Origin of the sequence: Nonomuraea sp. B19D2 (assembly GCF_040137845.1) — a bacterium.
GTDB lineage: Bacteria > Actinomycetota > Actinomycetes > Streptosporangiales > Streptosporangiaceae > Nonomuraea.
In genome coordinates this window covers 83,037-95,385 of record NZ_JBEFAK010000010.1, presented here as the reverse complement: position 1 = coordinate 95,385, position 12,349 = coordinate 83,037, and the positions used below count along the sequence as shown (strand labels likewise).

Genomic DNA, 12,349 nt, shown 5'->3' with positions numbered 1-12,349 from the left:
AGCCGTGGCACAATCCGTAGAATCTTATTCGGTTTCGAGCGAGGAGGCACTGTGGACGCGTTTGCTCTCACCGGTAGGAACGCCCTGGTCACGGGGGCGTCGAAGGGGATCGGGCGGGCCATCGCGCTCGCGTACGCCGAGGCGGGGGCCGACGTGGCGCTCGTGTCCCGGTCGGCCGAGACACTGGCCGAAGTGGGCAAGGAGGTCGAGGCCCTGGGCAGGCGCGCGGTCGTCATCCCCGCCGACCTCACCGACCGCGAGGCCGCCGCCGGTGCCGTGACGGCGGCGATCGACGGGCTCGGGCACCTCGACATCGTGGTCAACAACGCGGGCGGCTCGAACTTCCTGGTCGAGTTCAAGGACCTGCGGCTGTCGGGATGGGACAAGCTGATGCGGCTCAACCTCGATTCGGCCATGACCGTCTGCCACGCGGTCGCCCCCCACCTGCTGGAGCGGGGCGAGGGCACGGTCATCAACGTGGCCTCCGTGGCGGCGCTCGGCGCGCCCTTCCTGGCGCCCTACGCCGCCGCCAAGGCGGGGCTGGTGGCGTTGACGAAGACGCTGGCCGTGGAGTGGGCACAGTCGGGGGTGCGGGTCAACGCCCTGTGCCCTGGCTGGACCGCCACCGACCTCAACCGCAACCTCTGGGAGGACGAGACCTCCGGGGCCGCCACGGTCGCCAGTGTGCCCATGCGGCGCTGGGGGACGGTGGAGGAGATGGCTCAGCCGGCCGTGTTCCTGGCCAGCTCGGCTTCGGCGTACATCACGGGTCAGGTGCTGTTCGTGGACGGCGGCGCCACGGCCATCTAGAGCCAGGAATCATTCGCCGGGCAACGCCAGGTTTATGGCGGACATTGGCGGAATGGCGCCTTTATGGCTGCTTATTACGGAAGCGGTCAACGTTATTGGTGATATCGGCATACGACATTGAGTGCTTGGCGCCGTGAACCGGGTTACCGTGTGGTCCGTGCAGCTCTACACGAGATCGTCCGGGACCGGGCTCCCGGTTGTGCTGCTTCACGCGTTCCCGCTGTCGTCGGCCATGTGGCTCGCCCAGCGGGAGGGTCTGGCCAGGGCATGCCGGGTCATCACTCCCGACCTGCGCGGCTTCGGCGGGTCACGCCTGGGCGACGACGAGCCGTCCATCGACCTGATGGCCGACGACGTCGCCAGGCTGCTCGACGACGAGGGCATAGACCGGGCGGTGGTCGGCGGGCTGTCCATGGGCGGCTACGTGACCATGGCGTTCTGTCGCCGGCATCCCGACCGGGTGCTCGGTGCGATCCTGGCCGACACCAAGGCCGGTGCGGATCCGCCCGCGGCGAGGGACAACCGGGAACGCATCGCCCAGGCCGTGCTGTCCGACGGCAGCGAGGTGCTGGTCACCGAGGTGCTTCCGGGGCTCATCGGGCCGACGACCAAGGAGCGGCGGGCCATGGTGTTCGGGCGCGTCAAGGGGCTGGTGCAGTCCGCGCCGCCGGGCGCCGTCGCCTGGGCGCAACGGGCCATGGCCGCCCGGCCTGACTCGTTCGACACGCTGAGCACGCTGAAGGCGCCGCTGCTGGTCGTCGTGGGGGAGGAGGACGAGCTGTCGCCGCCCGCCGAGGCCGAGGCGATGGTACGCGCCGTGCCCGACGGGCGGCTGGAGATCATCCCGAAGGCCGGCCATCTGAGCGCGGTCGAGCAGCCGGAGGCGTTCAACGCGGCGGTGACCGAGTTTCTCAAGACCGACCTCGGAGGCTCCCGCGACTGACCGCGCGCGCTCCCTGAGTCCCCTGAGGAGACCTCAGCCGAAGCGTGGCGGGCCGCCGGGGTGTGCCGGGCGGCATTTCGACGCCCTTTACTCAAAGGAGCCTCAGGCGCGGTCCTGGCGCGGCACGACCACCTCGCGGATGATCAGCGCGATCGCCGCGGCCACCGGGATGGCCAGCAGGGCGCCGACGATGCCCAGCAGCGCGCCGCCGAACAGCGCGGCGATCACCGTCACGGCCGGCGCCACGTCCACCGAGCGCTTCATCACCCTCGGATAGATGAAGTAGTTCTCGACCTGCTGGTAGACCAGGAAGAAGATCACGCAGGCGATACCGGCGGGCACCGACTGCAGGAACGCGACGCCGCTCACGAGTATCGCGCCGATCGTGGCACCCACCAGCGGGATCAGGTCCGTCAGCGCCACGACCAGGGCGAGCGCGAGTGCGTACTGGACGCCGGCGAGTGACAGGAAGATCCAGGCCAGGACGCCCGCGATGACCGAGATCAGCACGTTGCCCGCGACGTACCCGCCGATGCCGGTGAGGATCTCCTCGCTGATCGCCCGCGTCCGGGCCCTCCGAGTGGCCGGCACGAGCTTGAGCAGGTAGTCCTTGATCGTGTGCAGCGAGCCGAGGAAGTAGAGCATGAGCACCAGCAGCGTCACCGTGGTGTACACGCCGTTCAGCACCACGAGCCCCGCGCCCATGATCCCGCTGGCCAGCGACGGCCCCAGCGTGCTCGTCACGAACGTCTTGAGCTGCGCCAGGATCTGGTAGTCGGCGTCGAGCTGGTGCAGCGTGGAATTCCGGCCGAGCTCGGTGACATAGCCGGGCACCGCCGCGACGAACTCCGACAGCTGCTGGCTCACCGGCGGCACCACGGCCAGGCCGAACAGCGCGAACGCCACGATGACCCCGGCGAACACGATCGAGATCGCGCCGCGCCTGGCCAGGCCGCGCCGCTGGAGGGCCTCGACGGCGGGGTTCAGGCCGACGGCCAGGAACATCGCCACCACGATCAGGATGATCGTGCTCAGCGAATTGACGACCATCTGGGCGATCGCGATCGCGGTCAGCACCCCGAGCCCGCCGACCAGCCCGAACAGGAAGGGGCCCCGGGCGAGAGGTTTCCCAGGCAGCCCGTACGGCTGCGCGGCGTCGTCGTCGTTCTCCTGAGCCCGGATCGCTTCCTTCTCCGCGGCCTTCTGAGGCTCTTCTGCGGTGGTGGTGGCGGCGGTGGGCTCGGCGTCCGCGGACAAGGTGACTCCCAGGGAAGGTCGGCGGCAAACCTCGTACAGGCTGATGGCAAAGAGAGAGCCTAGCGACCAGGTGATCGCCAGGCTCTCTCCGACCTGCTATTCAGCCCCCGTGTGCAGCCCCGTGGGAGGCCCGGCGGCTACTCCTGCCACCATTCGGCGTCGTCCTCGGACTTGGTCTCGACCTTGGGGGCGGGCGTCGGGGCCGGGGCCTCGACGACGGAGGGCGCGGCGAGCGCGGGCTTCGGCGGGGCGGCCGTGACCGCGGGCTCCGGATCCGCGCCCGGCAGGGGGGCGCCACCGAGCAGCTGGCGCAGCTGGGCCAGGTGGCTGGTGATGCTGTCGCGCTGGCGGGTGAGCTCGTCGACCTGGCGCTGCATCGCCGTGCGGGTGCGCTCGGCCTCGCTCTTGGCCTCGGTGACGATCGTCTCGGCGCTCGACTTGGCCTCGGTCACTATGGTCTCGGCGCTCTTGCGGGCGTTCGCGACGAGCTGCTTGGCGTGCAGGTCGGCCTCGCGGCGGGTCTGCTCGGCCTGCTGGGTGGCCTTGGTGGCCCGCGACTCGGCGGTGGCGGCCCGCTGCTCGGCCTCGGCGACCAGCTTCTGCGTGGCGGCCTGCGCCGTGGCGTGGCGCTCGGCCTCCTGGCGCTCGGCCTCCTCGCGGCGGGCGGCGAGCTGGATCTCGAACTCGGCCTCGTCCTGCGCCCGCTTGGCCTCGGACTCCTCCAGCACCCGCTGGGCCTGCGCGCGCATCTCGTCGGCCTGCCGCTTGGCGGTGGTGAGCACCTCGTCGCGCTCGCGCTTGGTGGAGGCCCGCAGCTGGGCGACCTCGCGCTCGGTGGTGGTGCGGAGCTTGGCGATCTCGCGCTCGGCGTCGGCCCGCTTCTCGGCCACCTCGTGGTCGGCGGTGGCCCGCAGCTTGGCGACCTCGCGCTCGGTGGTGTTGGTCAGCTCGTCGGCCTCGCGGCGGGCGGTGGAGCGGATCTCCTCGGCGTCCCGCTCGGCGGCGGTGCGCATCTCGTCGCTCTCCCGCGTGGCCTGGGCGCGCTTGTCGGCGGCCTCCGACTCGGCGGCGGCGCGCAGATCGGCGGCCTCGACCTTGGCGGCGGCCTTGATCTCGTTGGCCTCGGACCTGGCGGCCTGCACGAGCTCGGTGGCCTGCTCCTCAGCCAGACGGAGCAGCTGCTCGATGCGGGCGCCGAGGCCGGAGTAGGTCGGGCGCTCCTGCTCCTGCAGCTGGCGCTGGGAGTCGGACAGATCGCGCTGCAGGCTCGTGACCTGCTCGCGGGCCTGGCGTAGCTCCCCGTCGAGCTGCTTCAGATGGTCGTGGACCTGATGCCGGTCGTAACCACGGAGCACCACGTCGAACTCGCGTGCTGGGGCGTCCTCGAAGAAGTTGTTGAGCTGGGCGTCGATGTCGGACTGCATGGAGGCTCGATCCTGGGTTGTCGAGACGGCTACACGGGCCGGACGGGGGGTTCGGGGCATCCGATCCAGGAGCCTGTGCCTCGCGGCAGGCTCCATGTCCGGTGGAAGGTCAAGCGTACTCCGCTGGTGCCACCTGCGAAGCCCCGTCCAACTTTCTGCGTGACTAGTTACATATGCGTGTTTTGTGCCTTTTCTAGTGCTTGGCCGCCTGGACCAACTCCGTTAGCATTCCGCCCACGTCCTTGGGGTGCAGGAACGCTATCTGCGAGCCCATCGACCCGTGTCTGGGACGCTCGTCCAGCAGCCTCACACCCTTCTCGCCGATCTTAGCCATGGCGTCGGTGATGTCGGGCACGCCGAACGCCACGTGGTGGACGCCCTCGCCCCGCTTGGCCAGGAATTTCCCCACGGGCGAGTCGTCGGAGAGAGGCTCCAGGAGCTGAATGTAGGAGCCCCCGCCTTCGCCGTCGGCAATGTGCAGCATGGCTTCTTTCACGCCTTGCTCCTCGTTCACCTCCCGTGCGACGACGGTCAGCTCGAACGTCTCCGAGAACAACGCGATCTTCTCTTCGAGGTCCCTGCATGCGATCCCGATGTGGTCTATCCGCATGAACATGTGTGGTCCACCTCCATAGCGAGCGTGCGGCTACTCGTGGGTATGGTGTCAAAGAACCCGACGCGCGCGTAGGAGGCCCTTGTCATGTCCAGTTCCGTCATCGTGGCCGGAGCTCGCACTCCCATCGGCAAACTCCTGGGAGCCCTGTCCGGGCTGCCGGCCGTGGAGCTCGGGGGCATCGCCATCAAGGCGGCCCTGGAGCGCGCCGGTGTGGCGCCGGAAGCGGTCGAGTACGTCATCATGGGCCAGGTGCTCCAGGCCGGCGCGGGGCAGATCCCCTCCCGCCAGGCCGCCGTCAAGGCGGGCATCCCGATGACCGTCCCCTCCATCACCGTCAACAAGGTCTGCCTGTCGGGCCTCGACGCCATCGCGCTGGCCGACCAGCTCATCCGCGCTGGCGAGTTCGACATCGTGGTGGCCGGCGGCATGGAGTCCATGACCAACGCCCCCCACCTCCTGCCTGGACTGCGCAAGGGCGTTAAGTACGGCGGCTCCGAGGTCGTCGACTCGATGGCCCACGACGGCCTGTTCTGCGCGTTCGACCAGTGCGCCATGGGGGAGTCGACAGAGCGCTACAACGCCCGGCTCGGCATCGGCCGCGAGGAGCAGGACGCCCTGTCGGCCCGGTCCCACCAGCTGGCCGCCGCCGCCATCAAGAACGGCGTCTTCGAGGAGGAGATCGTCCCCGTGGAGATCCCGCAGCGCCGCGGCGAGCCGCTGGTCGTCCGTGAGGACGAGGGCGTGCGCGGTGACACGACCCCGGAGACCCTCGCCAAGCTCCGCCCGGCCTTCGCCGCGGACGGGACCATCACGGCGGGCTCGGCCTCGCAGATCTCCGACGGGGCGTGCGCCGTCGTGGTCATGTCGAAGGCCAAGGCGGAGGAGTTGGGCGTGGAGTGGCTGGCCGAGATCGGCAGGCACGGCAACGTGGCGGGCCCCGACGCGTCCCTGCAGTCCCAGCCGGCGAACGCCATCAAGCACGCGATGGCCAAGCAGGGCGTGACGGCCGGCGACCTGGACCTGGTGGAGATCAACGAGGCCTTCGCCAGCGTGGTCCTGCAGTCCGTCAAGGAGCTGGACATCCCTCTCGACAAGGTGAACGTCAACGGGGGCGGCATAGCCCTGGGCCACCCGATCGGGGCGTCGGGCGCGCGGATCGTGCTGACGCTGGTGTACGAGCTGAAGCGGCGGGGCGGCGGCCTGGGCGCCGCGGCCCTGTGCGGCGGTGGCGGCCAGGGCGACGCCCTGCTCATCAGCGTCCCCAAGCAGTAGGAGCCTCTCGGGCGGTCGGTCATCCGGCCGCCCTTTCTGCGGCCTGTGATGTAAAGAATTCTAGACATCGAGTCTGCCTTGTTTTACATTCGAGCCATGGCACCAGAAGAGAAACGTGCGTGGATCATGGCAGTGGTCTCGGCCTGCGGGTACGGCACCTACGTCGCGATCATCCTGGGCAGGGCCGGTACCGTCGCCATCACCGAGGTGCCGTACGCGGCCACGCTGCTGTGGATCATCGGGGGCGCGATCGTGGCGACGATCGTCCTGCACATCGCGGTCTCGATGGCCTCCCCCGGGGACATCGGCAAGAAGGACCAGCGCGACAGAGAGATCCATCGGTACGGCGAGTACGCCGGCCAGTGGTGCCTCGTGCTGGGTGGTCTGGCGGCGCTGGGGATGGCGATGGCCGAGGTGGACCACTTCTGGATCGCGAATGTGATCTACCTGGCCTTCGTCCTGTCGAGCGTCCTGGGATCCGTGCTGAAGATCGTCGCCTACCGCCGGGGCCTGCCGACATGGTGAAGCCCACCAAGGTCACCAACTCGATCCGGGTCCTGCGGTTCGCGCACGGCGAGATGACGCAGGCGGAGCTCGCGGAACGAGTGGGGGTGACGCGCCAGACCATCATCGCCATCGAGCAGAGCCGCTACTCGCCGTCGCTCGAGATGGCGTTCCAGATCGCGCGGGTGTTCGGGGTCCCGCTCGATGACGTGTTCCATTATCCGGACGGAGAAGCATCATGAAAGCGATCGTTCGCGACACGTATGGGTCCGCCGATGTCCTGAAATATGTGGACACTGCGCGTCCGGTGCCCGGCCAGCGCGACGTCCTGGTACGCATCCACGCGGCCGGCCTCGACATGGGCGTCTGGCATCTCATGGAGGGCGTGCCGTACGTGATGCGCCCTGCCATCGGGCTCCGCGTCCCCAGGACCAAGGGGCTCGGCATGGATGTCGCGGGCACGGTCGAGTCGGTCGGCGCGGACGTCGCCCGGTTACGGCCCGGCGACCGCGTCTTCGGCACGTGTGGCGGCGGAGCCTTGGCAGAGTACGCCTGCGCCCGCGAGGACAGGCTCATGCCGATCCCGGAGAACCTCACCTTCGAGCAGGCGGCGGCCATCCCGACCTCGGCGATGACCGCCCTCCAGGCGCTGCGCGACAAGGGGCGGGTGCGGGCTGGCCAGCAGGTGCTGGTCATCGGGGCCGGCGGGGGAGTGGGGACGTACGCGGTGCAGCTGGCCAAGGCGTTCGGCGCGGAGGTCACCGGGGTGTGCAGCGCCGCGAAGGCGGACCTCGTACGGTCGATCGGCGCGGCCGAGGTCGTCGACTACACCCGCGAGGACTTCACCGACGGGAGGCGTCGTTACGACGTCATCGTCGACACGGCGGGCAACCGCTCGCTGACCCGTCTCCGTCGCGCACTCACCCCTCGGGGAACGCTGGTCATCGTCGGCGGCGAAAACGGCGGACGGTGGTTGGCGGGTCTGGACCGTCCGCTCCGTACCGCCCTGCTGGCGCCGTTCGCCCGCCAGCGGCTCAGAGTAATTTTCGCGTTCCCCCGGGAGTCGGATTTGCGGGAGCTGGCGGAGCTCGCCGGTTCCGGCCAGTTCACGCCCGCCATCGACAGGACGTTCCCGCTGAGCGAGGCCCCTGACGCCATCCGTCTCCTGCTGCGCGGCCAGGTGCGCGGCAAAGCCGTCATCACCGTACCGGCCGGTTAGTCTCGCCACATGGCGAAGGTCTTGCGGGCACAGGACGCCCTTACCTAGCGCGACGCCCCGGTCCGACCAGGAATGGACCGGGGCATCGCGACATCAGCGTCATGAACCCGTGACGCCGCCCCCTTACGGGGGCTGTTCAGCCCGGCCGCGAGGGAGGATGCGGCCGGGCTGCTTGTGGGCGGTCATGAGGAGAGGAACTTGGCGAGGACCGAGCGGTGGCGGCGCTCGGACCGCAGGCCCTTCCTGGCCTCCCGCACGCGGCGCTCCTCGGCGGCCGCCCGCCGCAGTTCGGCGGCGTGGTACTGCATCACGGAGTATTCGAGTTCGGCGTTCATGGGGGTGCCCCTAGTGCTCGTGTTTCTTCTTCCCTGCACTCTTAAGGCTCCTCCTAAGGCCCTCCCCAACACATCGGACGGATGCCTTATCTCCGGACGTAAGGGCACATAGGGATGTACTTAGGAGGGTGCACAGAGTGACTAAGGCACCCGTGAGGCACTAGGGCTCGTCCGTGAACTTCACCGTGACCTTGGTGAATCCGAGCGACTTCAGCAGGCCCGACATCATCGCCTTGGTGTTGGCGTCCGCCCTGGCGCGCAGGTCGCTCGCGACCGCCGCCTCCGTGATCTTCTTCTCCGCCAGCAGATAGAGCTCCCGCTGATCGCCCGGCGACCCGGACAGGAAGTCCTGCACCCGGTCGAACAGGCCACGCTGCTGCGCGAACACGTAGGACCGGCTGTTGTCCAGGTTCGGCTTCTCCAGTTGCGCCCGGGGCAGGCGCACGGTCGCCTGGGTGCGGTCCTCCGAGACCGTCACCGCGTTCGTGGCCAGGCCGGAGAAGTCGACGTACGCGTCCACCCCGCCCGCCCCGACGAACAGCGTGCGGGTGCCCTTGATCGCGTCGGGCAGGAAGTTGGCGTCCTTCTCCAGGTCCACGACCACCTGGAAGTTCCCCGTCGCTGCCTCGAAGCGGCTCAGGTCCTTGATGGACTCGAGGAGCACGGGCTGGCTGCGGTCGATGGACCGCTCGCCGAGCGGGTTGAGCCAGGTCCAGGCCAGGCGGCCGCCCACGACGAGCAGGACCGCCAGGACGAGCAGCCCTGTCACATATCGCCACCTGCGGCGCCGCTCGGGGGTCACCCCGGGCGTCGTACGGGAAGTCGTCATGCGAGCATGACTACCCGCCCGGCGATCATCAGTGCCAGCCGTTTGGTGACATCTTTCAATCCGTCATCAGTCCGTCGCGGTTCCCAAGCCGGCCGTGGAGGTGCCGGGCGCCGAGTTCGGCGTGCCCTCGCTCTCCGGGTACACCGGGTACACGTGGCTCGACTCCGGCGTCGGGCGGACCGACGCCGGCGCCACCTGCGCCCGTGCCGGGCCTCCGCCGAAGTGGGTGCTCGACAGCCCGCAGTTCTGGAAGTCGCTGTAGAACATCCGCAACCACTCCCTCCGCTGGTGCTCGGTCAGCCACGAGAACCACGACGCCGCGTACTGGTGCTCGGGCAGCGGGCCCCCGGGCAGCGGCTCCCCGCGCAGCCACGCCATCACGATCTCCCGGTAACCGCCCGCCACCGTGCCCGGGCAGCGGGCGGCCAGGGACTCGATGTACTCGTACGCGGCCTCCTCGGCGAACCCCGCGGAGAGGTCGGGCACATGGATGGGAGCGAGCCCGTTCGACGGCTTCAGCTCCTCCTCCAGGGGCCGCTGCTCCACCCGCGTGAACGCCGCGGGTGTGCCCGCCAGTCGCGAGGCGATCTGCGTGAACGTCGCGCCCAGCTCGGTCAGCCCCGCCCGCATCCCCGGATGCACGCACACGGTGATCGGCCAGTCCTGGCAGCTGTAGGCGATGTCCACGGCCGCGGCCGGCTTCGGCTCGGCCAGCACCCGGGCCACGCCGGTCCCGGCGGCCAGCACGGACAGCAGCGCGCACGCCAGCACCAGGGCCTGCCTGGTCACCAGCGCCGCCCAGCCGAGCAGCAGCGCCGCCGTGATGCCGAGCAGCCAGATCGTCTGGTTGAAGAACGCCGCCCCGCTCAGCCCCTGGAACAGGTCGTACGGCTCCCCGGTGCCGGGCGCCAGTTTGTCGGCCCAGCCGCGGTCGTCGGCCAGCCACGAGAACAATCCGTAACAGGCGAGCCCGGCCAGCGGCGGTGTGAACGCCTTGGGCAGCACCCACCCGGCCACCCACCCGATCACCGAGTACAGGGCCAGCCCCGCCATGCCCATGCCGAGGCCGGACAGGCTCACCCGCCCGGCCTGGTCGGTGAGCACCGTCTTCACCGCCAGCACCAGCACCGTCGCCGCGAACGAGCCCATCACCACCACCACGATCGCCAGCGGCGCCTTCAGCGCCCGCCACGTCGTGAGCGACCGCCCGCGCAACGCCCTGCGTTTGCGCATCGCCACCCAGGCCGCGAAGGCCGCGGCGACGGGCCCGGTCAATCGCAGCGAGCCGATGACGGCGGCCACGATGTTCTCCCAAGCGTCCACGCCAGGTATCAGGACATTCCACGCCGCGACCAGGCCGAGAGCCATGAGCACGGCAACCGTGACAGCCGCGCTGTGCTTCAGCTCCTCTCGTGAAACGCCCGCGTGCTCACGCACCCTTTTCCCCGTTGACGTACATCAAGCACCCCCCGTGCCCCTCGGCAAGACGGAAAACGATCAGCCCGGCCCGTCCCCACAGGCCGATGGACTTGGCTTCCGCGTCACCATGCGTACGAGAACCATAACTGAGCGTGATGATTGGCGTCCGGATTCTTGGTCGACCGGGGATGCCTGTCGCTCCAGGTCACCGGACGAACCGGGATGACCGGCGCGCTAGCGTATGGCTGTGTCACAGCCCAAGCCGCTCAACCTGCCGTTCGACCCCATCGACCGCGCCGCGGAGAGCTGGCGTGCCCACTTCGGGCCCTCCGCCGCCATGGCCGCGGTGACATCGATCATGAGAGCGCACCAGATCCTGCTGTCGCAGCTCGACGCGCTACTGAAGCCGTACGACCTCACCTTCGCCCGGTACGAGGCCCTGGTCCTGCTCACCTTCAGCAAGACCGGAGCGCTCCCGCTGTCGAAGATCGGCGAGCGGCTCATGGTCCACCCCACAAGCGTCACGAACACGGTGGACAGGCTGGAGAAGTCCGGGTTCGTCACCCGGCTGCCCAACCCGCGCGACGGGCGCGGCGTGCTCGCCGAAATCACCAAGGCCGGCAGGGGCATCGTGGAGCGGGCCACCCGTGACCTGATGGACGCCGAGTTCGGCCTGACGATGTACGCCGAGGACGAACTCCACCAGATGTTCACCCAGCTGCGCACCCTCCGGGTGGCGGCGGGTGACTTCGTCACCTCGACGATGCGGCAAGATGAAGAGCATGGCGGACTTCTCTAGGCCCGGGTCGCTCTACGGAGCGATTGACCTGGGCGCGCGCAAGCAGGCCCTTGAGGCGCAGGCCCGGCGGGAGGCGGCAGGTCCCCAGGCGGCCGCGTCGGCCTCGGTCGTCGACGTGACCGAGGAGACGTTCACGACCGAGGTCATCGACCGGTCGATGACCGTGCCCGTGGTCCTCGACCTGTGGTCACCGAGAGCGCCGGGCAGCGCCCAGCTCAGCCCGGTGCTGGAGAAGGTGGTCGGCGACCTCGGCGGCACGGCCGTGCTGGCCAAGGTCAACGTGGACACCAGCCCGCAGATCGCCCAGGCGCTGCGCGTGCAGGCGGTGCCCACCGTGCTGGCGATCTTCCAGGGGCAGGCCGTCACCGGCTTCCAGCAGGTGCTGCCCGAGCAGGAGGTGCGCCGCTGGCTCGACGAGCTGATGGGCGCGGTCGAGCAGTTCTACCAGGCCAACCCCGACGCCCGGCCCCAGACGGCCGGCGAGCAGGAGGCGCCCGCAGGGCCGCCTGCCGACCCCGACATCGTGGCCGCCGAGCAGGCCATCGAGAACGGCGACCTCGACGCGGCGGCGGCGGCCTACCAGCGGCTGCTGGCCCGCTCGCCGGGCGACGAGGACGCCAAGATGGGCCTCGCGGGCGTCAATCTGATCAAGCGCACCGAGGCCGTCGACCCCGCCGACGTCCAGCGGCGCCTCCAGGATCCGGCCGACATCGACGCGCAGTTGCTCGCCGCCGACCTGGAGATGCTGTCCGGCTCGGTCGACGAGGCGTTCGGCCGCGTCATCGCCGTGGTCAAGCGCACCTCGGGTGACGAGCGCGACAAGGCCAGGCGTCACCTGCTCGGCTTGTTCGACACGTTGCCGGCCGAAGACCCATCTTTGGCGAAGGCCCGTAGAGCTTTGGCGAGCGCACTGTTCTAACCT

The 12,349-nt window shown here is 69.6% G+C and carries 14 protein-coding genes; 8 read left to right on the top strand and 6 right to left on the bottom strand.

Annotation, left to right across the window (positions count from 1 at the left end; all coding sequences use genetic code 11):
• Positions 1 to 51 precede the first annotated feature (51 nt).
• Both ABN273_RS20250 and ABN273_RS20245 read left to right on the top strand, forming a co-directional pair.
• Positions 52 to 810, top strand: coding sequence for an SDR family NAD(P)-dependent oxidoreductase (locus ABN273_RS20250; protein WP_349450486.1), 759 nt, complete (start codon positions 52 to 54; stop codon positions 808 to 810).
• Between the two features lie 157 nt (positions 811 to 967).
• Complete coding sequence (locus ABN273_RS20245; protein ID WP_349450485.1) at positions 968 to 1,753, top strand: alpha/beta fold hydrolase; 786 nt, start codon at positions 968 to 970, stop codon at positions 1,751 to 1,753.
• A 102-nt stretch (positions 1,754 to 1,855) separates the two neighbouring features.
• Here ABN273_RS20245 and ABN273_RS20240 read toward each other — a convergent pair whose 3' ends face one another.
• The 3 genes from ABN273_RS20240 to mce form a co-directional block, all read right to left on the bottom strand.
• Positions 1,856 to 3,010: an AI-2E family transporter gene (locus tag ABN273_RS20240; RefSeq protein WP_349450484.1), complete on the bottom strand. Its 1,155-nt coding sequence runs from the start codon at positions 3,008 to 3,010 to the stop codon at positions 1,856 to 1,858.
• Between the two features lie 137 nt (positions 3,011 to 3,147).
• Positions 3,148 to 4,434: a DivIVA domain-containing protein gene (locus tag ABN273_RS20235; protein WP_349450483.1), complete on the bottom strand. Its 1,287-nt coding sequence runs from the start codon at positions 4,432 to 4,434 to the stop codon at positions 3,148 to 3,150.
• A gap of 193 nt (positions 4,435 to 4,627) precedes the next feature.
• Positions 4,628 to 5,050 (bottom strand): methylmalonyl-CoA epimerase, encoded by a 423-nt coding sequence (gene mce / locus ABN273_RS20230; RefSeq protein WP_349450482.1) that lies wholly within the window; start codon positions 5,048 to 5,050, stop codon positions 4,628 to 4,630.
• Between the two features lie 84 nt (positions 5,051 to 5,134).
• Here mce and ABN273_RS20225 point away from each other — a divergent pair, with 84 nt between their 5' ends.
• The 4 genes from ABN273_RS20225 (at position 5,135) to ABN273_RS20210 (ending at position 8,045) form a co-directional block, all read left to right on the top strand.
• On the top strand, positions 5,135 to 6,322 hold the full coding sequence (locus ABN273_RS20225) for an acetyl-CoA C-acetyltransferase (protein ID WP_349450481.1): 1,188 nt from the start codon (positions 5,135 to 5,137) through the stop codon (positions 6,320 to 6,322).
• 96 nt (positions 6,323 to 6,418) lie between these two features.
• Positions 6,419 to 6,847 (top strand): hypothetical protein, encoded by a 429-nt coding sequence (locus ABN273_RS20220; protein ID WP_349450480.1) that lies wholly within the window; start codon positions 6,419 to 6,421, stop codon positions 6,845 to 6,847.
• Positions 6,841 to 7,068: a helix-turn-helix transcriptional regulator gene (locus ABN273_RS20215; RefSeq protein ID WP_349450479.1), complete on the top strand. Its 228-nt coding sequence runs from the start codon at positions 6,841 to 6,843 to the stop codon at positions 7,066 to 7,068. Before ABN273_RS20220 ends, ABN273_RS20215 begins: the two co-directional genes overlap by 7 nt.
• Complete coding sequence (locus ABN273_RS20210; RefSeq protein ID WP_349450478.1) at positions 7,065 to 8,045, top strand: NAD(P)-dependent alcohol dehydrogenase; 981 nt, start codon at positions 7,065 to 7,067, stop codon at positions 8,043 to 8,045. Before ABN273_RS20215 ends, ABN273_RS20210 begins: the two co-directional genes overlap by 4 nt.
• 182 nt (positions 8,046 to 8,227) lie before the next feature.
• Here ABN273_RS20210 and ABN273_RS20205 read toward each other — a convergent pair whose 3' ends face one another.
• The 3 genes from ABN273_RS20205 to ABN273_RS20195 form a co-directional block, all read right to left on the bottom strand.
• Positions 8,228 to 8,380, bottom strand: a complete 153-nt coding sequence (locus ABN273_RS20205; RefSeq protein ID WP_349450477.1) for a hypothetical protein — start codon at positions 8,378 to 8,380, stop codon at positions 8,228 to 8,230.
• Between the two features lie 160 nt (positions 8,381 to 8,540).
• A complete protein-coding gene (locus tag ABN273_RS20200; RefSeq protein WP_349450476.1) occupies positions 8,541 to 9,209 on the bottom strand; it encodes a DUF4230 domain-containing protein in 669 nt (222 codons plus the stop codon).
• A gap of 66 nt (positions 9,210 to 9,275) precedes the next feature.
• A complete protein-coding gene (locus ABN273_RS20195; protein WP_349450475.1) occupies positions 9,276 to 10,646 on the bottom strand; it encodes a hypothetical protein in 1,371 nt (456 codons plus the stop codon).
• Positions 10,647 to 10,875: 229 nt separating this feature from the next.
• Here ABN273_RS20195 and ABN273_RS20190 point away from each other — a divergent pair, with 229 nt between their 5' ends.
• The gene (locus ABN273_RS20190; protein ID WP_349450474.1) at positions 10,876 to 11,427 is read left to right on the top strand and encodes a MarR family winged helix-turn-helix transcriptional regulator; all 552 of its coding nucleotides are present in this window, start codon (positions 10,876 to 10,878) and stop codon (positions 11,425 to 11,427) included.
• Positions 11,411 to 12,346: a tetratricopeptide repeat protein gene (locus ABN273_RS20185; RefSeq protein WP_349450473.1), complete on the top strand. Its 936-nt coding sequence runs from the start codon at positions 11,411 to 11,413 to the stop codon at positions 12,344 to 12,346. The genes ABN273_RS20190 and ABN273_RS20185 overlap by 17 nt, the downstream gene beginning before the upstream one ends.
• Positions 12,347 to 12,349: the final 3 nt, after the last annotated feature.